The following is a 21,704-nucleotide window of genomic DNA, read 5'->3' as shown; positions in this document are numbered from 1 at the left end:
GCTTTTGGCCTGCGGCCCGTAACCCGGCGGCAACGCGCGGGTGGCGCGAGCGCGCCGATGTTTCGTGCTGCAGCACAGCGTGCAGTCACACAGGTACCGTAAATGGCCGACGAAGCCTCAACCGAATACTTCATTCAAGGCATCACTTCGAAGGGGAAGAAATTTCGCCCCAGCGACTGGTCGGAGCGCCTGGCCGGCGTGATGTCCAGCTTCGGGCCCAAGGCTGCGATGAACGCGCGGGGACCGAATGCCTACCTGGGGTACTCGCTGTATGTCCGGCCGACGATGATCGGCGATCTCAAGTGTGTGGTGCTCGATTCGCGCTTGAAGGACATCGAGCCGATGGCATTCAACTTCGTCCTGAATTTCGCGAAAGACAACGACCTCGTCGTGACCGAAGCGTGCGAACTCCCGCTCGACCACGCGACGCAGAAGGGCGCAAGCCGCTGAGCGCCGCTGTGACCACCACCGTGAGCACCGCCCTGAGCACATAAGGCGCTCGCGCAACCCCTCAAAAAATAACCCGCCGAGGCGGGTTTTTTTGCGCCTGCTCGCCGGGTGTTGTTCGCGGGTGCCGTCTGACGCCTGGTTGAGCGCCGTTCCGCCACGTACAAAAAAACCCGCCGAAGCGGGTTTTCATGAAGCGCAGCGGAAACAGGAGGCAGCCCGCCGAAGCGGGCTAGCCGGGATTTACTGCGCGCTGGCCTGCATCGCCTTGAGGGCGGCGGACAGGCGGCTTTTCTGGCGAGCAGCCTTGTTCTTGTGAACGATTTTCTTGTCGGCGATGATGTCGAGCGTCTTTGCCGATGCCTTGAAGATTTCAGCGGCCGCAGCCTTGTCGCCAGCGTCGATAGCCTTGCGAACAGCCTTGATAGCGGTGCGGAACTTCGAGCGCAGCGCAGAGTTATGCGAGTTTGCCTTCGCGGCCTGACGGGCGCGCTTGCGTGCTTGTGCGGAGTTAGCCATTACGGTTCCTTGTCCTGTTCCTGTTTCCAGTGCCGGCCCGCTGACAATCAGTCAGGCTGGGTGGCGCTGCTTGCCTTGATCCGAACTTCCGGCAAAGTGTTTGTCCGAAAGCGCAAAACGTGTTTGGCCGGGTGCGCCTGGTGTTTTTTTCCGGTTTGGGTACCTTGGGCACCGTTCTACCGTTCGATTATCCACTGGCGCAGCGACTGCCTTGGTGCTGAGGGCGCCCGCACGATTTGGTTGCGAGTGATTGATTCACGATTCACTCGAACCACGCGAAAAAGACGCCAAAGCAAAAGACGAATTTTAATATTCCGAAGGCATGTGAGCTTCGAAACTGCGAATTATAGCAACAAAATCAGGGGCGTGGCAACCGCTGCGCGCGTTGGCGGTAAGACGCGAGACACTGGCGGGCTGACGCGGCTGAAGCGGCCTATGCAGCCGATGCGGTCAATGTAGCCGATGCGCTTCGACGGCGCACCGCGTGGCACCCGTATAATGAGCGCCCCATGAATCTATTCCGAGCCCTGTTGACGGTCAGCGGCTTCACGCTGCTGTCGCGCGTGACCGGCCTGGCGCGCGAAACGCTGATTGCACGCGCTTTTGGCGCGAGCCAGTTCACCGACGCCTTCTACGTCGCGTTCCGCATCCCCAATCTGCTGCGCCGGATTTCGGCGGAAGGCGCGTTTTCGCAGGCCTTTGTGCCGATCCTCGCCGAGTTCAAGAACCAGAAGGGCCATGACGCGACCCGAGATCTCGTCGACGCCATGTCGACGGTACTCGCCTGGGCGCTCGCCATTCTGTCCGTGTTAGGCATTTTCGGCGCATCGTTCGTCGTGACGGTCGTCGCGGGCGGGCTCAAGACCGACGGTCATGCGTTCACGCTTGCGGTCGCGATGACGCGCATCATGTTTCCGTACATCGTGTTCATTTCGCTGACGTCGCTCGCGGCCGGCGTGCTCAATACGTACAAGCAGTTCTCGCTGCCCGCGTTCGCGCCGGTCCTGCTCAACGTCGCGTTCATCTTCGCGGCCGTGGTCGTCGCGCCGCACCTGAAGCAGCCGGTGTATGCGCTCGCGTGGGCCGTGATCGCCGGTGGCGTGCTGCAGTTCTTCGTGCAGTTGCCGGGCCTCAAGCGCATCGACATGACGCCGCGCATCGGCTGGAACCCGCTCAAGGCGCTCGCGCACCGCGGCGTGAAGCGCGTGCTCGCGAAGATGGTGCCCGCGATGTTCGCCGTCTCGGTCGCGCAGATCAGTCTCATCATCAACACCAACATCGCGTCGCGCCTTGGCCCGGGCGCGGTTTCGTGGATCAACTTCGCCGACCGGCTCATGGAGTTCCCGACCGCGCTGCTCGGCGTCGCGCTCGGCACGATCCTGCTGCCGAGTCTCTCGAAGGCGCACGTCGACGCCGATACGCACGAATATTCCGCACTGCTCGACTGGGGCTTGCGCGTGACCTTCCTGCTCGCCGCACCTTCGGCGATTGCGCTCTTTTTCTTCGCCGAGCCGCTCACCGCGACGCTCTTCCACTACGGCAAGTTCGACGCGCGTTCGGTCGTCATGGTGGGGCGCGCGCTTTCCGCGTACGGCGTGGGCCTGATCGGCCTCATTCTCATCAAGATCCTCGCGCCCGGCTTCTATGCGCGCCAGGACATCAAGACGCCCGTGAAGATCGGCGTGGGCGTGCTGGTCGCCACGCAGATCAGCAACTACATCTTCGTGCCGATCCTGTCGCACGCGGGCCTGACGCTGTCGGTCGGGCTCGGCGCGTGCATCAACGCGCTCCTGCTCTTCATCGGCCTGCGCCGGCGCGGCATCTACACGCCGTCGTCGGGCTGGGCGAAGTTCTTCGTGCAGTTGCTCGGGGCATGCCTCGTGCTGGCGGGTGCGATGCACTGGAGCGCGAACGCCTACGACTGGATCGGCCTGCGCCACGCGCCGCTCGCGCGCATCGCGCTGCTCGGCGCCTGCCTTGTGCTGTTCGCCGCGCTATATTTCGGTATGCTTTGGCTCATGGGCTTCAAGTACGCGTACTTCAAGAGGCGGGCGAAGTGACCACGATCAGCACGCGGGTTCTCGATTATTTCAGCGCGCTCGTCGCCGATGACGACAGCCTGCCGCTCACCGAAGCGGCGCTGTCGATCGCGCAGGACGCGTACCCCGATCTCGACATGCAAGGCACGCTCGCCGAAATCGACGAACTCGCCATGCGCGTGCGCCGCCGCCTGCCCGAAGGCGCGGGCGTTCGCGAGCAGATCTCGATCCTGAACCAGTGCTTCTTCCGCGAGTTCGGCTTCGCCGCCAACCTCAACGACTATTACGATCCCGACAACAGCCATCTGAACGCCGTGCTCACGCGCCGGCGCGGCATTCCCATTTCGCTCGCGGTGCTGTATCTGGAGATCGCCCAGCAACTGGATCTGCCGGTGCAGGGCGTGGCATTTCCGGGGCATTTCCTGCTGCGGGCGTCGCTGCCCGAAGGCGATGCGATGCTCGACCCCACGACGGGGCACACGTTGTCGGAGTCGGACATGGTCGAATTGCTGGAGCCGTTCGTGGCGAAGGCGGGCGATTCGGTCGCACGGGCGCTGCGCATGCTGCTCGAACCGGCGACGCGCCGCGAGATCGTCGCGCGCATGCTGCGCAACCTGAAATCGATCTATCTGCAGACGGAACGCTGGCAGCGCCTGCTCGCGATCCAGCAGCGGCTCGTGATCCTGCTGCCGCACGACATCGAGGAAGTGCGCGACCGCGGCTTCGCGTATTCGCGGCTCGACTACCTGCGCCCGGCGCTCGAGGATCTCGAGCACTATCTCGACGAGCGTCCCGACGCCGACGACGCGATGGTCGTCGAATCGCAGTTGCAGGATTTACGTCAGCGCGTGCTCAACAACGAACAGGACTGAGCGAACAGAACTGAACGCGACTTCGCGCATGACCGCGCGCCGATAAATAAACCGCGACATGTCGCGGTTTATTTTCATTCACGGCAGGCGCGGTGCGGAATCACTTCGGCTGCATGCGGATCGCGCCGTCGAGCCGGATCACTTCGCCGTTGAGCATCGGATTCTCGAAGATCTGCTTGACGAGCATCGCGTACTCGGCCGGTTTGCCGAGGCGCGACGGGAACGGCACCATTGCGCCGAGCGCGTCCTGCACTTCCTTGGGCATGCCGAGCAGCATCGGCGTTTCGAAGATACCGGGCGCGATGGTCATCACGCGGATGCCGCTGCGCGAGAGGTCGCGCGCAACCGGCAGCGTCATGCCGACGATACCGCCCTTCGAAGCCGCATAGGCCGCCTGGCCGATCTGACCGTCGTAGGCGGCGACCGACGCCGTATTGACGATCACGCCACGCTCGCCGCCTTCCGCGGGCGCGGTCTGCGTAATCGCGGCAGCCGCGAGACGGATCATGTTGAACGTGCCGATCAGATTGACCGAAATGGTCTTCGCGAACACGTCGAGCGGGTGCGGGCCGTCCTTGCCGACCGTCTTCACCGCGGGGGCGATGCCCGCGCAGTTGACGAGGCCGCGCAGCGTGCCGAGCGCCGTTGCCGCCGCCACGGCGCGGGCGCCGTCTTCTTCGCCCGCGACGTTGCACTTCACGAACACGCCGCCCAGTTCTTTCGCGAGCGCAACGCCTGCGTCTTCATTGAGGTCGGCGATGACGGGCTTGCCGCCTTCGGCCGCAATCAGGCGCGCCGTCGCGGCACCGAGGCCCGACGCACCGCCGGTGATGAGGAATACGTTGTCGCGGATCTGCATGTCTCTTCTCCATTTGTGATGGGTGTGATGCAGGCGGCACGCATGAAAAACGGGCCGCCCGGCGTCGCACTTGTGGCGCGACGCCAGCCGGCCCGCAGGCAAACCAGCAAGATCCGAGCACGGCCGGCTAAAGCATGACTGGGGGAGCCGGCCACGCCGGTCTTCCCCGGCTGGCCGGCGTCGAGTGGCTTACTTGAGCACGTCGAACACGCGGGCGCGAATTTCGTCGACGCCGCCAAGGCCCGAGATGGCCCGGTACTGCGGCGCCTTCAGCCCGTTTTCCTCGCCGCGCTCCGCCCAGTCGCTGTAGTAGGCGATGAGCGGCTTGGTCTGCGCGACGTACACGTCGAGACGCTTGCGCACGGTCTCTTCCTGGTCGTCGTCGCGCTGGACGAGCGCCTCGCCGGTCACGTCGTCCTTCATCGGTTCTTTCGGCGGATTGAACTTGACGTGGTACGTGCGGCCGGACGCCGGGTGCATGCGGCGTCCGCTCATGCGCGTGATGATCTCGTCGAACGGCACGTCGATCTCAAGCACGTAGTCGATCGGCACGCCGGCCTGCTTCATGGCTTCGGCTTGCGGCAGCGTGCGCGGGAAACCGTCGAACAGGTAGCCGTTCGCGCAATCGGGTTGCTGAAGGCGTTCCTTCACGAGGTTGATGATCAGCTCGTCAGTCACGAGTTCGCCCGCATCCATGAAGCGCTTGGCTTCGATGCCGAGCGGTGTGCCGGCTTTCACGGCCGCGCGCAGCATGTCGCCGGTCGAGATTTGCGGGATGCCGAACTTCTCCTTGATGAAGTTTGCCTGGGTTCCCTTGCCCGCGCCCGGGGCGCCCAACAGGATCAAACGCATATCAACAATCTCCAAAGCTATGTGAATTCTTGCGGCGCGGCGTGCCCCATGTGGGCAGCATCGGCGGCGGTCGTGTGTCTCCTTCCCGTTCGCGCGCATGCCGCTTTCGACCGTGCCAGCGGGTTGCGGGCACATCCTGCGCGGCAGCATCCGCGGTTTTTGGCGCGGACGGCGCAGCAGGGCGAGATCGGTGAGCGAGGGGAAAACCCCGAGGGAAAACCCCGGCGCACAAAGGCGTTGACGGCGCGCACGAACGATTGATTATGCCACGGGATATTGGCCCTACGGCCGGAATTAAGGTCGGTATAGCGCCTGCACGCGTGCGAGATCCGCTGGCGTATCGACGCCGGGCGCCGGCGCCTCGGCCGTTACGAGCACGGCGATGCGCTCGCCATGCCACATTGCGCGCAGTTGCTCGAGCGCTTCGACTTGCTCGATGGGCGAGTGTTCGAGTGCCGGATAGCTGCGCAGGAATTTCGCGCGATACGCGTACAGGCCGATGTGGCGGTAGACGGTCGCGCCCGGCGCGGGCATGGCGGCCAGATCGAGACGAGCGGGCGACCAGTGCGGCTGCCACGCGTCGCGGGCCCAGGGAATGGGCGCGCGCGAGAAGTAGAGCGCCACGCCGCGTGCATCGAACACGACCTTCACCACATTCGGGCTGAAAATCTCCTCCGGGGCCGTGATCGGATGCGCTGCCGTCGCAATCGCGCATTCGGGGTGCGCGGCGAGGTGCGACGCAACGTCGCATATGAGTGCCGGATCGATCAGCGGCTCGTCGCCCTGCACGTTGACGACGATCGTGTCATCGCTCCAACCGTACTGCGTTGCGACTTCCGCGAGGCGGTCGGTGCCCGACGGATGGTCCGCGCGCGTGAGTACGGCTTCGAAGCCGTGATCGCGTGCGGCGTCGAGCACGCTCTGGGCGTCGGAGGCGATCAGCACCTGCTGCGCGCCGGAGGCCTTCGCGCGCTCGGCCACGCGCACCACCATCGGCTTGCCGCCGATGTCGGCGAGCGGCTTGTTCGGCAGCCGCGTCGACGCGAGACGCGCCGGGACAACAGCGATGAAAGGTTGCACGGGTACGGTCATGGCCAGTTCGGGGAGGGCGGAAAACGAAAACGCGCCGCAGGCGGCGCGCACGGGCAAGACTTCAGATCGGGCGTGCTTTGCGCGAAACGCGCAGCGCGCCGCGGGATCTCAGGCGGCGCCAGGACCGGCCGGATCGACCGGCGTGCCCTCGACCGTCTGGCGCGCCTCGTCGACGAGCATCACGGGAATGCCGTCGCGGATCGGGAAGGCGAGCTTGTCGGCGTTGCAGATCAGCTCCTGCGCTGCGCGGTCGTAGGTGAGCGGGCCCTTGCAGATCGGGCAGACCAGGATTTCAAGCAGACGGGCGTCCACGTAGTTTCTCCACAACCAGGGTAATAAGACGATGATCGAGCGCGGCAACAACCGGGACGACCCAGATGCGCGCATCGTTCCAGGCCGACAATTTTACTGCATCCTTTTCGGTGACCAGGATCGCGTCGGCCTTGACATCGGTGAACGGATTGGTCGCGAATGCGTAGTGATCGGGCAGCGGCATGGTTTGCGGGGCGAGCCCCGCGCCGCGCAGCGTCGCGAAAAAGCGCTCGGGCGAGCCGATGCCGGCCGCCGCCACAATGCGCTGGGCGGGTTGGGCGGGTTGGGCGGGTTGTTGGTCCGGCGCGCTCGCGAACTGCGCGAGCGGACGGTGCAGCGCGGGACTGGACAGATGCCACGCTTCGCCGGGTTCGAGCTTCAGCGCGAACGTATTGGGCCAGGGCGGCAGCGCACGCTCGAACGGATTGTTGATGAGCGTTGCGTCGCGGCTGCGCGAGAGCGTCTCGCGCAGCGGCCCGGCGGGCAGCAGGAAGCCGTTGCCGCCCAGCCGGTGGTCGAACACGACGAGTTCGACGTCGCGCTCAAGACGGTAGTGCTGGAGGCCGTCGTCGCTGATGATTACGTCGACGTCGCGGTGCGCGGCGCGCAACGCCTGCGCGGCGGCGACGCGATCGGGCGAAACCCACACCGGCGCGCCGGTGCGGCGGGCGATCAGAAGGGGTTCGTCGCCCGCGACGCGCGCAGGCGTGGCCGACGTGACGGGCGTCGGCCGTTCGATTTTCGCGCCGTAGCCGCGCGAGATGACGCCCGGCGTGAAGCCGGCGGCGCGCAGCGCGTCGACGAGCGCGATCACGGTCGGCGTCTTGCCGGTGCCACCCACGGTCACGTTGCCGACCACGACGACGGGCACGCCGACGTGCACGGTCTTGAGCCAGCCGAGCGCGTAAGCGGCGCGGCGCGCGCCGCTGATCGCGGCGAACACGGCCGCAAGCGGCGTGAGCGCCCACGCGAGCGGGCCACGCCGCTGCCACTCGCGTGTCAGCCGGCTCTCGATGCGCGAAGCGAGGCCGCTCATCGGGCCAGGAACCGGCGCGACCGGTGCGCGCGTGCGCGTCCGTGTGCGGGCGTCGCGCGTGAAAGCAGGACGGACGAGACTGGCATCGGGCGGTTCTCCGGAGCGTGAACAATTGGGTCGGACAAGGCGCGCAGCGACGCACAACGCGACGTTCGACGTGCCGCCGCGCCACCTGGCCCGCAGTGGCCGCGAGGCCACTGTGAACCCGGGACTCTAGCGCGTGTGCCCGCCATGCGGCAAGCTGCCTGCCTCGCCGGTGCGGTTCGCCACTTTCAAGGCCAGGGCCAGGCTCGCGACCAGGCTCGTGGCCACCTGTGGATAACTTTGTGGACAAACCCCGGTCTGACGGGCTGGAAGGCCCATTCGTGCTGCGTTTGATCGGCGGCCAGCTCGGTTGTTTTGATAAAAAGCCACATAAAATCAAGCTCATACGGCGTAATTGCGGCGTCTCCCCGGCTGCGTTTACGTGCCGTACACCTGATTGAAATCATGTGGAAACTTCACCGTGCCTGGCGCCTTTAGCAGTTCGTGCTGGACGTAGCCGTGCCGATCGGTCTATCGTCTGTCCGGCCTGATTTTTCGCACACTCCCCCATGAATTCCGATCGATTTTCCGCTTCTCCCTTCGCTTCGGGCGGCGACGCTGTCGTGCCGGTTTCGGCGCTCAACCGCGCGATTGCTTCGATGCTCGAGCGATCGTTTCCGCTCGCGTGGATTTCGGGCGAGGTGTCGAATTTCACGCGCGCCGCGAGTGGCCACTGGTATTTCTCGATCAAGGATGCCCAGGCGCAGATCCGCTGCGTGATGTTTCGCGGACGCGCCCAGTACGCCGAGTTCACGCCGCGCGAAGGCGACCGTATCGAGGTGCGCGCGCTCGTCACGATGTACGAGCCGCGTGGCGAGCTGCAGCTGAACGTCGAGGCGATCCGGCGCACCGGGCAGGGGCGGCTTTACGAAGCGTTCCTGCGCCTGAAGGCGCAACTGGAGGCCGAAGGGCTCTTCGACGCCGCGCGCAAGCGCGCGCTGCCGACGCACCCGCGCGCCATCGGCGTGATCACGTCGATGCAGGCCGCCGCGTTGCGCGACGTGCTCACCACGCTCTGCCGCCGTGCGCCGCACGTGCCGGTGATCGTCTATCCGGCGCCCGTGCAGGGCGCGGGGTCGGCCGAGAAGCTCACGGCGATGCTCGAAATCGCGAACGCGCGCGCCGAAGTGGATGTGCTGGTGCTGTGCCGCGGCGGGGGCTCGATCGAGGATCTCTGGTCGTTCAACGACGAGGCACTCGCGCGTGCGATTGCGGCGAGCGCGATTCCTGTGGTGAGCGGCGTGGGCCATGAAACCGACTTCACCATCGCCGATTTCGCCGCCGATATGCGCGCGCCGACGCCGACAGGCGCCGCCGAACTCGTGAGTCCCCAGCGCGCGCTGCTGCTGCGCGAGCTCGATCAGCGCCATGCGCTGCTTGCACGCGGCTTTGGCCGGCAGATGGAGCGGCGCGCGCAGCAACTCGACTGGCTCGCACGGCGTCTTGTTTCGCCCGCACAGCGGCTTGAGCAGCAGCGCGCGCATCTGCGGCAACTGGCGATCCGGCTCGCCTCGGCGGGCTCGCGCGCAACGGCCGATGCCCGCGCGCGTTTCAACGTCCTGCAGATGCGCTGGCAGCGCGTGCGGCCCGACGCTGCGTCGCAGGCGGTCCATGTCGAGACGCTTGGCCGTCGGCTCGACGCCGCGTTCGCACGGCGGCGCGAACGCGAGGCGGCGCGCGTTTCGGAATTGACGGCGCGGCTCGAAGTGCTCAGTCCGCAGCGTACGCTGGAGCGCGGCTACGCGGCGCTGCTCGACGCGCAAAGCGGCGCCGCCGTGCGCTCGCCTTCGGCGCTCAAGCCCGGCAAACGGCTGACCGTGCATCTCGCGCAGGGCAGTGCCGACGTGGCGCTTGCCGACGTTCAGCCGCGCCTTGCCGATAGCTTCTGACGCACTGGCGCATCATTGGCCGCTGCGGGCGCGCGGTTTGCTGTGCTAGCTGCACTTGCGCGATTCGGCATGGCGTCCGTTCGTCTATCGCGTGTCGTCCGATGCGTATCGAGATGCGCACGAAATGTGCGCTTCGCATGCCGTCTCACGAGATGCGCACGAAATGTGCGCTTCGCATGCCGTCTCACGCCATCGGTCAAGCACAGCGCGAAACCCAAGCACATACGATATTCTTGATAAAGCCCTCTGGTTTGTGGGGTTGATTCAAGTCAACTACAATCTGAGGCTCCATGCCGGTTATCCCGCAGAACTCCCCATAACACGACGAAGGAACCGCATCATGTCATTTACGCTCCCGCAGCTGCCGTTCGCGAAAAACGCTCTTGTTCCGCACATGTCGGAAGAAACGCTCGAGTTCCACTACGGCAAGCATCACCAGGCTTACGTCACCAACCTGAACAACCTGATCCCGGGCACCGAGTTCGAAAAGCTCTCGCTCGAAGAGATCATCAAGAAGTCGTCGGGTGGCGTGTTCAACAACGCAGCCCAGATCTGGAATCACACGTTCTTCTGGAACAGCCTGTCGCCGCAGGGCGGCGGCGCGCCGGCCGGTGCGCTCGGCGACGCGATCAACGCGAAGTGGGGTTCGTTCGACGCGTTCAAGGAAGCGTTCTCGAAGGCCGCAGTCGGCAACTTCGGTTCGGGCTGGACGTGGCTCGTGAAGAAGGCGGACGGCTCGCTCGACATCGTCTCGACCAGCAACGCCGCCACGCCGCTCACCACCGACGCGAAGCCGCTCGTCACGATCGACGTCTGGGAACACGCGTATTACATCGACTACCGCAACGCACGTCCGAAGTTCGTCGAAGCGTACTGGAACATCGTGAACTGGGACTTCGCCTCGAAGAATTTCGCCTGAGCGACAGCGCCAGCCGCGAATGCGCCGCATCGCGCGGCGCGCCAGCAAAAAACCCTCGATTTTTCAGGTCGAGGGTTTTTTTATGCCTGCAACGTATGCGAGTGCTTACGCCAGCGCGTCGATCACCTGCTGCGTCGAACGGACGTGACCCATGTGCGGGAACAGCTTGCTGAAGGTGAGGTGATGCATTTCCTCGTTCAGGCTCGACGTGGCGTCCTCGACGAACACAAGGCCGAAGCCCTGGTCGAATGCCGCGCGGGCCGTCGATTCGACACCGAAGTTCGTCGCGATGCCGCCGAGCACGATCGTCTTGATCCCGCGGCGGCGCAGTTGCAATTCGAGGTCGGTGCCGTAGAACGCTCCCCACTGGCGCTTCGAGACGATCACGTCGCCCGGCTGCAGGCCGGTTTCGGGCACGAGTTCGGATGCTTCGGCCGGTGCGGGCGGCGCGTCGGGCGCGCGCGAGGGCGCATCGGCCGACGGCAGGTGCAGTTCGTTGAGCAGTACGCGCACCCACACGATTGCCGCGCCTTTCGCGCGCATCGTGTCGGCCAGTTGCTTCGCGCGCGCGACGACTTCTGTGCCGCTGTGCGGTGCGATCGGACGGCCCACGATGCCGTGCTGCAGATCGATCATCACGAGCGCCGTGGTGCGCGGGTCGAGGGAAAGGGCTTGCGTCATGGATCGCCAATATGTGAGGATGAACTCACATTATCGTACGGAACGTGAGGGAGGGTTCAGGTATGGCGCGGGCCGCGGAAGACGATCCGGCCGCTTCGCGACGCGTGCCGCGACAGGAGCGCGCGGCGCGCACGGTCGAGGCGCTGCTGGCGGCGGCGGGCGATGCCATCGCCGAGCACGGCTTCGACGGCGCGACGATGACGCAGATCGCCCAGCAGGCCGGCGTGTCGATCGGCGCGGCGTATCAGTACTTTCCGAATAAGGAGGCAGTCGCGTTCGCGCTGCGCAAGCGCTATGGCGACGAGATCGACGCGCGCTGGAGCGCGCTGATCGAAGCCGACGATGCCGCGCTGCCGCTCGCGGGACTGGCCGGGCGGCTGTTCGATCTGATGGTCGAATTGATGGCGGATTATCCGGCGTATCTGCCGCTGCTTTCGGTGCCGCTCGGGTTCCGCCGCGACGCCGCCACGCGCAACCGGCTGCGCGAGCGCTTCGCCGCGCTCTTCAGGCGCTACAACGCAGCGCTCGGCGCCGATGAGGCGTTTCGCATTGCCGAAGTGATGCTGGAGGTCATCAAGAGCCTCAATCCGCTCTACGCGGCGGCGAAGCCCAAAGAGCGCAAGCTGCTCGTGGCCGAGTACAAGGGCGTGCTCTCGACGTGGCTGGCCGTGCGGCTCGGCTGACGCTGCATGCACGGTGCGGTGCGCCTTGCGCGCCGCGCGAACGCGGGGGAGTGCGGTCTCGCCCCTGCGTGCTGCCTTGCCTCTATTTGCTGCCTGCCGCGCCGGTTTCCTCACGGCGATACGCGGCCACTTCCCAGTTGATGTCGACGCACAGCACCTGCAAACCGTGCGGCGTTTGCGCGGCGATCGATGCGGTCACGCACAGGTGCGCCTCGTTGATCGACAGATAGGGCGGCGTGACGTGAACGCGGCCCGGCGTGCGCATTGCACCGATGAAATACGGCCTGCGTTCCCAGCTTGCGCCCTCCGAATGCAGGAGCGGGCGAAAGCGCTTTGCGCGCTGCGTCGTGCGCGCGACGGGCAGCACGTTGTCGCCGATCTGGCGGCCCGACGCGTCGAGCAGGAAGCAGCGCGCCGTCTCGTGCAGGCCGAGCAGCGGCTGCGTGGCTTCGGCCATGGGCACGCCCTCGCCGAGCCGTGCGCCCGCGGTTTCGAGCGCACCCATGTACGGCGCGAGCCGGGTCGACTGCATGCGCTCGCGCGCGCTGATGCACCCGCGCAGGCGCGCCGAGAGATCGTCCATCAGCTTGGCCGCCATGGCGGGCAGCACCGGCTCGACGTCGGGCCGCGCGAAGTAGGTGCCCTGCACGAAATCGGCGTTGCTCTCCAGCGCGATGAGCGCGTCGCGTTCGGTCGCAAGACCGCCCACCAGCACGAGCTGCCCGGACTCGTGCAGCATCGAGACGAGCCCCGGCAGCACGCGTTCGATATGCGCGTGGCGGCTTGCCTGCGCGAGCAGGCTGCGGTCGAGCGTGACGATATCGGGGCGCAGTTGCCACACGCGGTCGATGTTCGAATGTTTCGCGCCGAAGCCGTCCAGTGCGATCACGAAGCCGCTTTTGCGCAGCCCGTCGATGATTTCCGCGAAGCGCAGATTTTCGCCGCCTGCCTGTTCCGACACTTCGAGCACGACGCGCTGCGGCTGCAGCCCGAGCGCCTTGATGCCGGCGAGCAGCGCGTCGCCGTAGCTCGTGTCCATGAGCGCGGCCGGATGCAGGCTCAGGAAGAGCCATTCGTCATGCGAATCGAAGGCGTTGAAGTTGCCGAGGTGCAGCGATTCGGCGAGGCGGCCGAGTTCCAGCAGATCGCCGCGGCGCGCCGCCTGCGTGAAGACTTCCTGTGAGGGAACCTGCTGGCCGTGCTCGTCGTGCGCGCGTAGCGACGCGTGGTAGCCGATCGCGCGGCGGTGCGCGACCGAAAACACCGGCTGGAATACGCTGAAGATGGTGTAGCTGCCGTACAGCACGGTGCGCCGGGCGCCCTGCTCGCCGGCGACGGGGCGCGACTGGAAGCCGGGAGGATCGAGTTCGATCATGCTCGTCATTTCGATGGATGCGCGCGTGGCAGATGCCGCGCCTGAGCGACAAGTTTACAGGATAGGTCAGCAAAAAGTATGCGAGCCCGGGAACACAGCGCGCGGTCGCGTTTCGCTGCGCATGCAGCGTGTGACGTCCGGCGCACCCGGCGCTCGCGGTGCATCCGGCGAGCGGGCGCGCACCGCGCGGTGGCGGTGTGCACTGCCGCGGTGCGGCGCGGTTACGTGCGCTCGGAAGGGTCGGTTTTCTTCGCGGTATGGCGCAGATCGGGCGAAAGCTGCCCGAAGATCCACGACGTGCCTGCCGTGATGATGCCCACGCAGATGAACGTCGCGTGGAAGGCGGGGATCACGCTCGAGCCCGTGTGGTGGCCGATGAGCCCCGTGAACGTGGTGAGCAGCGCGCCCGCGACGGTCACGCCGAGGCTCATCGAAAGCATCTGCACGAGCGAGAACAGGCTGTTGCCGCTGCTCGCGCCGCCCGTGCCGAGATCCTTCAGCGTGAGCGTGTTCATCGCGGTGAACTGCATCGAGTTCACCGCGCCGAAGAGCGCCAGTTGCACGATGCGTAGCCACAGCGGCTCGTTGGGCGTCGAGAGCGCGAAGCTCGCCATCGCGAGACCCACGAGCACCGTGTTCGTCACGAGCACGCGCCGGTAGCCGTAGCGCATGATGAGGCGCGTGATGAGCCGCTTCGAGAACATGCCCGCGGCTGCCGTGGGCAGCATCATGAGGCCCGCCTGGAACGGCGTGTACCCGAGCGCCACCTGCAGCAAGAGCGGAATCAGATACGGCATGGCGCCGCTGCCGATCCGCGCGAACAGGTTGCCGAGCAGGCCCACGCTGAACGTGTCGATCTTGAACAGTTCGAGCGAAAAGATCGGGCGGGGCGTGCGCGCCGCGTGCAGGCCGTAGGCGACGAACGCGGCGAGCGAGAGGATCAGCAACACGAGCACGGTGGCGTGCTGGATGCCGAGTTCGGTGCGGCCGTCGAGCGCGAACGTGATCGTCACCATCGACGTGACGAGCATCAGGTAGCCGCGCATGTCGAATGGGGCCGTGTTGGGATTGCGGCTGTCGGGCATGAAGATGAACGTCGCGATGCAGCCGACGATGCCCACCGGCACGTTGATGAGGAAGATCCAGTGCCACGATGCGATCTGCACGAGCCAGCCGCCGAGCGTCGGCCCGATCAGCGGGCCAATCAGGCCCGGAATCGCGACGAATGAGAGCGCAGGCAAATAGCGTTCGGCGGGGAACGTGCGCAGTACCGCGAGCCGGCCGACCGGCAGCAGCATCGCGCCGCCCACGCCCTGCACGATGCGCGAGAGCACGAGCCGGTCGAGCGTGGGCGCGCTCGCACAGAGTACCGAGCCGATCGTGAACACCAGAATCGCGCCGAGGAACACGCGGCGCGTGCCGAGTCTGTCAGCGAGCCAGCCGGAGACCGGGATCATCACAGCCATCGTCAGCGCGTACGCGACCACGACCGACTGCATGCTGAGCGGGCGCTCGCCGAGGCTCTTCGCCATCGCGGGCAGCGCCGTGTTGACGATGGTCGAATCGAGGGTCTGCATGAAAAAGCCGGTGGCGACGAGCCACAGCAGCACCGACAACGAGCGGCGCGACGGCGCGGATGACGGACTGGGGACGGACATGGGCGATGGCTGGAGCGCGCAGGCGCGTGGCGGGCAGCCGTCATTCTAGGGAAAACCGCGTAGCGGCGTGCGCAGGCGCCACCGTCCCGCACGCGCGCCTGCCGGCGCTGAAGCGTTCACGCGGCCGGCATGGACCACGCGGCCCGCGCGGACCACGTAAGCGCTACTTGCGCAGTTCCGCGACGAAGTCGTAGTAGTCGTTGCGGCAGTAGGTGTCGGTCAACTCGATTGCGCGGTGGTCGGCGGTGTAGCCCACGCGCGTGATCAGCAGCAGCGCTTCGTTGGGGGCAATGCTCATCTGCCGGGCGATTTCTTCGCTCGCGTTTACCGCGCGAAAGTGTTGCAGCGCGCGCACGATCGCGAGCCCGCGCTGTTCGAGGAAGCTGTAGAGCGAGTCGCCGATGGCTTCCGGATCGGGAATCAGCGCGGCCGGAAAGGTCGAATTCTCGACGGCCATCACGATGCCGTCGGCGAGCCGCAGACGTTTCAGCCGCGTCACCGCGGAGGCGGGCGAGAGCCCGAGCTGGATCACCTCATCGCGGCTCGCGGGCTGGATTTCGCGCGAGAGCCAGCGCGAACTCGGCGTGAAGCCGCGCTGGCGCAGCATTTCGCTGAAGCTCGTGAGACGCGAGAGCGGATCTTCGTAGCGCGGCGTGATGAAGCTGCCCGCGCCCTGCGTGCGGCGGATCAGCCCCTGTTCGACGAGCAGCGCAATGGCCTTGCGCGCGGTGATGCGCGAGACGCCGAGCGCATCGGCGAGCACGCGCTCGGAAGGCAGTGCCTCCCCGGCGTTCCAGCGGTTTTCGTGGATCGCGCTGCTCAGCTTGCGCGCGAGCTGCAGATAGAGCGGCGTATCGTTTTCCGGGTCCGGGCGCAGATTGCGCCAGCGGTCTTCCGTGGATGCGTTCATGGGAAGCGGGCATGAAAGGCGAACGCCGATTTTATGACAGACGCATGTGAAGACGCCATCGGGCAACGCACCGATGCGCGCACGAAAAGCGCGCCGTGCGCGGCGATACACTGGCCTTTTTGTGACGGTTCGTGACGTTTTGCGATGTTTTACGATCTTTCGTTATGTTTATCGCCGACGATTGCCGTATCCGCACAACGCACATCGAACATGGCGCGATGCAAGGAGCCAGCCATCATGACGACCGAAATCCCCCGCGTTGCGCTGCCCGACAGCCGCGCGCATCGAGCACGTGCGCGACAACCATGCGGCGCTCGATCTCGAACTGAGTGCGGAGGAACACGCGGCGCTCGACGCGTACTTCAGGCCGCCGTGCACCAGGCAGCGGCTGGACATGCTCTGACGTTGCCAAGGCGCGCGTAGCGGCTGGACACGGATGCAGCACCGTGGCGTCAAAGCGGAATTCGCGACGCGAAGATGCAGCAGGGGAAACCGAGGTCCGGCCCCCGGCTGCGGTGCCCGGCCGTGGGACCGGGATGCCGCCGCCGATGCCGTGCCTGACGCGAGCGGCCGTCGTGTCGGCTCGCGCTGGCCGAGGCGGCGCGGGCGCTTTGCGGAGCGAATTCAATGACCGTTGCCATGGCCGCCTCCGTGCCCGCCGCCCGGACCGGTCGTCGGATCGTTCACCGGATCATTCGCGGGTTCATTCGCCGGATCGCAGGCCGTGCCGGAGTCCCCAACGTCGGTGTCCGCTAGCGCGATGAACTGCATGGCGATTGCGTCGGGCGCGCCGCTGTCCGCAGCGCGGGCCGCGATTCCCGGCAACAGGAAGCCTGCCCCGATCGCATACATCGCCACACCCCGTATCGACCAACCCCGTAGTAATAAACAGCACTGCTTATCGCATATCGAGTTGTTCATGATCTTCCCTCGGGAAGCGCCGGAGTAATCGCGCCGACGCCTCTCGTGCGCCTGATATCCGGCGACATGCTTTCCCGCCCGCCCGCCGATCCCCGTCAGGTCACCACCACGGTGCATCGTCAAGCGCATGGGAGCCGACGCAGGCGGTTTGGCAGGCATCCGGTCAACGAAGCGCCGGAAAGCCGGAACGAGCAGGGCGACTTGCCGGTTGCCGCCGCCCGCGGGGGCGGGCGGCAGAAAACAAGTGCGCGATGCGCCAGGTGGTCCACTGGCCTCGCGTGATTACCCGCCGTACGACGCGGCAGGTCAGCGCCCGGATGCCTGGTCTTGATCTAGCGAGTTATGTGCCATTGGACGCTGCGCCGCTACGCAGCGGCATCCGGCGATCCGCATGGCGTATGCGCGACGCAAAACCCGCCAAAAACGTATCGATGATGAAACGCGCGGCGCATCTTTCCGGCGTTTCGCGCGGCGGACGCGCACTGTGTCTCACGTCTCACGCGATGCGCGAACATCAGACGTTTATCAGACGTTTGTGCGCGAGGTGTTCGCCGCGGTTTGCAGCGTGCGCAGTTCGACCACGGGAATGTGGCAGCGTATGCGATGGCCGCTGCCCGCTTCGGCGAACGGCGGCGCCTGTTCGTCGCAGATCGCGCCGATGCGGCGCGGGCAGTGCGCGCTGAAGATGCAGCCCGCGTTCGATGCGCGCGCACCTGTCTTGTCGCTCGCACGCAGTGTTTGCGCGGCGAGCAGTGTTTCCGTGTACGGATGGCAGGGTCCGCCGAAGAGCGCATCGGCAGGACCGGTTTCCACCACCTGGCCCGCGTAGAGCACCATCACGCGATCGGCGAGATAGCGCACCACGTCGAGGTCGTGGGAGATGAACAGATAGCTCACGCCGCGTTCGCGTTGAAGTCGCGCGAGCAGGTTCAGGATCGCCGCCTGCACGGAGACATCGAGTGCCGAAGTCGGCTCGTCGCAGACGACGACGCGCGGCTCGCCCGCGAATGCCTGCGCAATGGCGACGCGTTGCTTGAGTCCGCCTGAGAGCTGGTGCGCGCGCGCGGTGAGATAGCGCGCGGGCACGCGCACGGCGTCAAGCAGCGCTTCGAGCCGCGTGGGCTCGTTCGTGCGAGATGGGCTGGTGCGGGCGAGCGCACGAGCGATCAGCCGCCTCACCGGCAGCGCACGATTGAGCGAGGCGTCCGGATGCTGGAACACGAGCCGCAGCGCTTCGAGTTGCTTCGCGCTGCGACGCCCGACGCGGGCAGGCAGCGGCTCGCCGTCCAGTTCGACGCGCCCGCCCGCGTTTGGCGCGTACAGGCCGAGCAGCAGTTTCGCGAGCGTGGTCTTGCCGCTGCCCGACTCGCCGACGAGCCCGAGCGTCTCGCCCGCGCGCAGTTCGATCGAGACGCCGTTGAGCGCGCGCACGGCACGTGCGCCGCGTCCGAAGGTGCGGGATACGTCGATGGCGCGCAGCACGACCGCGGGATCGGCAGCGGGCTCGGCTGCGGAATCGGTCGCTCTGGCGGCCTGCACGTCCGCCTGCGCGGGCTCGGCGAGCGGCAGGTCGATGGCGCGCTCGTGATAATGGCAGCGCGCCATGCGCTCGCCGTGCGGCGCTTCCATGCGATGCGGCGGCGGTGCCTGTTCGCGGCAGCGCGCGTCGGCGAGGCGGCAGCGTGGCGCATAGATGCAGCCGCGCAGGAGCGTGCCAGGCGCCGGCAGCTCGCCGGGAATCGTGTCGAGCGGGCCGATGGCCTTGCTGCGACCGCGCGCGGGCAGGCAGCGCAGCAGCCCGACCGTGTACGGGTGCCGCGCGCGTGCGAACACGTCGCGCGTCGCGCCTTCTTCGATGAGACGGCCGGCATACAGCACGCCGACGCGATCGCACATCTGCCCGATCACGCCGAGATCGTGGCTGATCAGCAGCACCGCCATGCCGAATTCCGCGCGCAGTTGCGCAATCAGCGCGAGCACTTCGGCTTCGACGGTGGCGTCGAGCCCGGTCGTCGGCTCGTCGAGGATCAGGAGCGCGGGGCGCGACGCGAGCGCCATCGCAATCACGACGCGTTGCTGCATGCCGCCCGAAAGCTGATGCGGGTAGCTCGTCATCACGCGGGCCGGTTCGGCTATGCGCACGCGCTCTAGCATCTTTGGCACTTGCGCGAGCGCTTCGTCGGCGCTCGCACCGGCGGCCTCGAATGCCTCGCTCAGCTGGCGCGCGATCGTGAGTGACGGATTGAGTGCGCTGGCCGGATCCTGATAAACCATCGACACCGCGTTGGCCCGCAACGTGCGCAAGCGTTCCTGGTCGAGCGCGAGCACGTCCTGCCCGGCAATGGCGATGCGTCCCGCTTTCACGCGGCCATTGCGCGCGAGATAGCGCAGCGCCGCGAGCGCCACCGTCGACTTGCCGCAGCCCGATTCGCCGACGAGCCCATACGTCTCGCCGCGCCGGATGCGCAGCGAGACGTCGGTCAGCACGTCGCGCTCGCGGCCCCGCGTGCGATACGCGACGGTAAGGCCGACGAGCACGAGCGCATCGTCGCCGCCGCTACCGTTGCCGAACGGGGCGTCGAATGTCGCAAGCGGGGCGGCGCGCTGTGGGCTCATCGTTGCGGGCTCATCGTGATGGACTCGTGCGCGGGTTCATGATTCGAGCGCTTCGCGCAGGCTGTCGGCGATCAGATTCACGGCGACGACGAGCGAGGCGATTGCGAGCGCATCGAATGCGACCGTCCACCACGCGCCGCCCGCGATCAGCGCATACGACTCGCCGAGCGCAAGCCCCCAGTCGGCCGAAGGCGGCTGGATGCCGAAGCCGAGAAACGAGAGCGTCGCAACCGCGAAGATGGCGTAGCCGAGCCGCACCGTCGCTTCGACGACGACCGGCGGCCACACGTTCGGCAGAATCTCCGCGAACATGATGTACGGCGAGCGCTCGCCGCGCAGTTGTGCGGCGGCGACGTAGTCGAGATGGCGTTCCGTGAGCACGGCTGCGCGCACCGTGCGGGCGATCATCGGCGTGAACGTGATGCCGATCACGAGCACGACCGCGAGATTCGACGCGCCCACGGCCGCGAGCACGAGCAGCGCGACGATCACGAGCGGCAGCGCGAGCACTGCGTCGAGCGTGCGGGCGACGAGACTGCCAGCAAAGCCCTCGAAATAGCCGGTGATGAGACCGAGCACCGTGCCTGTGAGCGTACCGGCGAGCGTGGCGAGCGGCGCGATCGTGAGGATGTCGCGCGCGCCCGTGATCACGCGTGAGCACACGTCGCGGCCCAACTGATCGGTGCCGCACCAGTGCGTGTGATCGGGCGGCGTCAGTGAGTTGAGCGGATCGGAAGCGTAAGGGTCGAACGGAACAAACGCGTACCCCGCGAGCGCGCAGGCGATCCACCACAGCAGGATCGCCGCGCTCACGAGAAACGCGGGCGAGCGCAGCAGGGTGCGCAGCACGTGAAAGCGCGTGTCGTCTGCGCTCTCGGCTGCGTATTCAGCCGATGCGTCTGATGGACCGGCGCTGCTGTCGCTCATGAGCCTCCCGTCGTGCGCAGCCGCGGATCGAGCCGCGCGTGCAGCAGATCGGCTGCGAAATTGGCGAGCGTGTACACCGCGCCGATCGCGAGCACGCCCGCTTCGAGCATCGGAAAGTCCTTCGCCTTCGCGGCGTTGTAGATCAGCGAGCCGATGCCCGGATAGCGGAACAGCGTCTCCACGACCACGAGTCCGCCGATCAGATAGCCGAGCTGCGTCGCGGCGACCGTCACCGTGGGCAGGAGCGCATTGCGCAGCACGTGCCGCACGATGACGACGCGCTGCGGCAGGCCCTTGAGGATCGCGGTGCGCGTGTAGTCGGCGTCGAGCGCCCCGAGCATGCCCGCGCGCGCCATGCGCGCGAGATAGCCGAAGAACGCGAAGACAAGCGGCAGCACGGGCAGCGCCAGGTGCCGCAACTGTTCGGCCGCGCCCGAACCGGGTGGTGCGACGGCTTCGGTCGGCAGCCAGCGCAGCCACACGCCGAAGACCAGAATGAGCACGATGGCGGAGACGAACTCGGGCACGGCGCTCGCGCACAGTCCGCCGGTGCTGATGGCGCGGTCGAGCGGACGGCCCGCGTGCAGCGCGGCCCACACGCCGCCGCCGATGCCGAGCGGCACCACAATAACGAACGCGAGCAGTCCGAGTTTGGCGGATTGCAGCAGCGCTGCGCCAACGAACGGTGCGACTGGCTCGCGATAGCTCCACGATTCACCGAAGTCGCCGCGCAGCGCGTGCGAAATCCACGCGACGTATTGTTCGAGCGCGGGGCGGTCTGCGCCGAGCTGATGATTGAGTGCCGCGACGGCGCGCGCATCGGCAAGCGGGCCGAGCACCGCGCGGCCGATGTCGCCGGGCAGCAGTTGCCCGCCTGCGAAGACGAGAACCGAGAGCAGCCACAACGTGAAGAGCGCCCACGCCGCGCGGCGCGCGATGAAGCGAACCGCGGGCGCGGCGTAGGCTGGTTGAGGCGGACTCGTCAGCGGAGTAGCCATCGGACTCCTGTTTGC

General features: G+C 66.6%; 21 protein-coding genes. 7 read left to right on the top strand and 14 right to left on the bottom strand.

The features are described 5' to 3' along the window. Positions 1-102: 102 nt before the first annotated feature. Entirely contained in the window at positions 103-450 is a 348-nt protein-coding gene (locus ACFPTO_RS07910) for a DUF3579 domain-containing protein (RefSeq protein ID WP_293036592.1), read from the top strand. Positions 451-690: 240 nt separating this feature from the next. Here the strand turns inward: ACFPTO_RS07910 and rpsT are convergent, their stop codons facing one another. Then, on the bottom strand, positions 691-966 hold the full coding sequence (gene rpsT / locus ACFPTO_RS07905) for a 30S ribosomal protein S20 (protein ID WP_293039069.1): 276 nt from the start codon (positions 964-966) through the stop codon (positions 691-693). Positions 967-1,475: 509 nt separating this feature from the next. On the opposite strand from rpsT, the gene murJ reads away from it, so the two are divergent. Together murJ and ACFPTO_RS07895 are read left to right on the top strand one after the other, a co-directional pair. Next, positions 1,476-3,026, top strand: a complete 1,551-nt coding sequence (gene murJ / locus ACFPTO_RS07900) for a murein biosynthesis integral membrane protein MurJ (RefSeq protein ID WP_377710633.1) — start codon at positions 1,476-1,478, stop codon at positions 3,024-3,026. Continuing rightward, a complete protein-coding gene (locus ACFPTO_RS07895) occupies positions 3,023-3,877 on the top strand; it encodes a SirB1 family protein (RefSeq protein ID WP_377710631.1) in 855 nt (284 codons plus the stop codon). The genes murJ and ACFPTO_RS07895 overlap by 4 nt, the downstream gene beginning before the upstream one ends. Positions 3,878-3,977: 100 nt before the next feature. On the opposite strand, the gene ACFPTO_RS07890 is transcribed toward ACFPTO_RS07895, so the two are convergent. The 5 genes from ACFPTO_RS07890 to lpxK form a co-directional block, all read right to left on the bottom strand. Further along, on the bottom strand, positions 3,978-4,736 hold the full coding sequence (locus ACFPTO_RS07890; protein ID WP_377710629.1) for a 3-hydroxyacyl-CoA dehydrogenase: 759 nt from the start codon (positions 4,734-4,736) through the stop codon (positions 3,978-3,980). Positions 4,737-4,925: 189 nt separating this feature from the next. After that, entirely contained in the window at positions 4,926-5,588 is a 663-nt protein-coding gene (adk, locus tag ACFPTO_RS07885; protein ID WP_377710627.1) for an adenylate kinase, read from the bottom strand. Positions 5,589-5,882: 294 nt separating this feature from the next. Beyond that, positions 5,883-6,680, bottom strand: coding sequence for a 3-deoxy-manno-octulosonate cytidylyltransferase (kdsB, locus tag ACFPTO_RS07880; RefSeq protein ID WP_377710626.1), 798 nt, complete (start codon positions 6,678-6,680; stop codon positions 5,883-5,885). A 108-nt stretch (positions 6,681-6,788) separates the two neighbouring features. After that, on the bottom strand, positions 6,789-6,992 hold the full coding sequence (locus ACFPTO_RS07875) for a Trm112 family protein (RefSeq protein WP_293039086.1): 204 nt from the start codon (positions 6,990-6,992) through the stop codon (positions 6,789-6,791). Then, complete coding sequence (lpxK, locus tag ACFPTO_RS07870) at positions 6,973-8,028, bottom strand: tetraacyldisaccharide 4'-kinase (RefSeq protein WP_377710625.1); 1,056 nt, start codon at positions 8,026-8,028, stop codon at positions 6,973-6,975. The genes ACFPTO_RS07875 and lpxK overlap by 20 nt, the downstream gene beginning before the upstream one ends. Positions 8,029-8,621: 593 nt before the next feature. Here lpxK and xseA point away from each other — a divergent pair. Together xseA and ACFPTO_RS07860 are read left to right on the top strand one after the other, a co-directional pair. Beyond that, a complete protein-coding gene (gene xseA / locus ACFPTO_RS07865; RefSeq protein WP_377710623.1) occupies positions 8,622-10,001 on the top strand; it encodes an exodeoxyribonuclease VII large subunit in 1,380 nt (459 codons plus the stop codon). A 340-nt stretch (positions 10,002-10,341) separates the two neighbouring features. Then, a complete protein-coding gene (locus tag ACFPTO_RS07860; RefSeq protein WP_377710621.1) occupies positions 10,342-10,920 on the top strand; it encodes a superoxide dismutase in 579 nt (192 codons plus the stop codon). 105 nt (positions 10,921-11,025) lie between these two features. Here ACFPTO_RS07860 and ACFPTO_RS07855 read toward each other — a convergent pair whose 3' ends face one another. Continuing rightward, on the bottom strand, positions 11,026-11,601 hold the full coding sequence (locus ACFPTO_RS07855) for a hydrolase (protein ID WP_296658848.1): 576 nt from the start codon (positions 11,599-11,601) through the stop codon (positions 11,026-11,028). 62 nt (positions 11,602-11,663) lie between these two features. Between ACFPTO_RS07855 and ACFPTO_RS07850 the strand changes: the two genes are divergently transcribed. Then, positions 11,664-12,284 carry a TetR/AcrR family transcriptional regulator gene (locus tag ACFPTO_RS07850; protein WP_377710619.1) on the top strand — a complete coding sequence of 207 codons (621 nt, stop codon included), beginning with the start codon at positions 11,664-11,666 and terminating at the stop codon, positions 12,282-12,284. 82 nt (positions 12,285-12,366) lie between these two features. Here ACFPTO_RS07850 and ACFPTO_RS07845 read toward each other — a convergent pair whose 3' ends face one another. The 3 genes from ACFPTO_RS07845 to ACFPTO_RS07835 all read right to left on the bottom strand — a co-directional run bounded on the left by ACFPTO_RS07845 (position 12,367) and on the right by ACFPTO_RS07835 (position 16,227). Then, positions 12,367-13,668: an EAL domain-containing protein gene (locus ACFPTO_RS07845; RefSeq protein ID WP_377710617.1), complete on the bottom strand. Its 1,302-nt coding sequence runs from the start codon at positions 13,666-13,668 to the stop codon at positions 12,367-12,369. A gap of 212 nt (positions 13,669-13,880) precedes the next feature. Next, positions 13,881-15,317 (bottom strand): multidrug transporter subunit MdtD, encoded by a 1,437-nt coding sequence (gene mdtD / locus ACFPTO_RS07840; RefSeq protein WP_377710616.1) that lies wholly within the window; start codon positions 15,315-15,317, stop codon positions 13,881-13,883. Positions 15,318-15,480: 163 nt separating this feature from the next. Continuing rightward, complete coding sequence (locus tag ACFPTO_RS07835; protein WP_293042985.1) at positions 15,481-16,227, bottom strand: GntR family transcriptional regulator; 747 nt, start codon at positions 16,225-16,227, stop codon at positions 15,481-15,483. 259 nt (positions 16,228-16,486) lie between these two features. Between ACFPTO_RS07835 and ACFPTO_RS07830 the strand changes: the two genes are divergently transcribed. Then, positions 16,487-16,630: a hypothetical protein gene (locus tag ACFPTO_RS07830; protein ID WP_377710615.1), complete on the top strand. Its 144-nt coding sequence runs from the start codon at positions 16,487-16,489 to the stop codon at positions 16,628-16,630. A 221-nt stretch (positions 16,631-16,851) separates the two neighbouring features. Here the strand turns inward: ACFPTO_RS07830 and ACFPTO_RS07825 are convergent, their stop codons facing one another. The 4 genes from ACFPTO_RS07825 to ACFPTO_RS07810 form a co-directional block, all read right to left on the bottom strand. Then, positions 16,852-17,148 (bottom strand): hypothetical protein, encoded by a 297-nt coding sequence (locus ACFPTO_RS07825; protein WP_377710614.1) that lies wholly within the window; start codon positions 17,146-17,148, stop codon positions 16,852-16,854. 525 nt (positions 17,149-17,673) lie between these two features. Then, complete coding sequence (locus ACFPTO_RS07820; RefSeq protein ID WP_377710612.1) at positions 17,674-19,764, bottom strand: dipeptide ABC transporter ATP-binding protein; 2,091 nt, start codon at positions 19,762-19,764, stop codon at positions 17,674-17,676. A gap of 36 nt (positions 19,765-19,800) precedes the next feature. Continuing rightward, positions 19,801-20,691 (bottom strand): ABC transporter permease, encoded by an 891-nt coding sequence (locus tag ACFPTO_RS07815; protein WP_377710611.1) that lies wholly within the window; start codon positions 20,689-20,691, stop codon positions 19,801-19,803. Further along, positions 20,688-21,689: an ABC transporter permease gene (locus tag ACFPTO_RS07810; protein ID WP_377710610.1), complete on the bottom strand. Its 1,002-nt coding sequence runs from the start codon at positions 21,687-21,689 to the stop codon at positions 20,688-20,690. Before ACFPTO_RS07810 ends, ACFPTO_RS07815 begins: the two co-directional genes overlap by 4 nt. Between the last annotated feature and the right edge of the window lie 15 nt (positions 21,690-21,704).

The sequence above is a fragment of the Paraburkholderia denitrificans genome, from assembly GCF_042655705.1.
GTDB classification, from domain to species: Bacteria; Pseudomonadota; Gammaproteobacteria; order Burkholderiales; family Burkholderiaceae; genus Paraburkholderia; species Paraburkholderia denitrificans.
The sequence above is the reverse complement of the archived record's forward strand: the minus strand, read 5'-3'. Positions and strand labels throughout refer to the sequence as shown.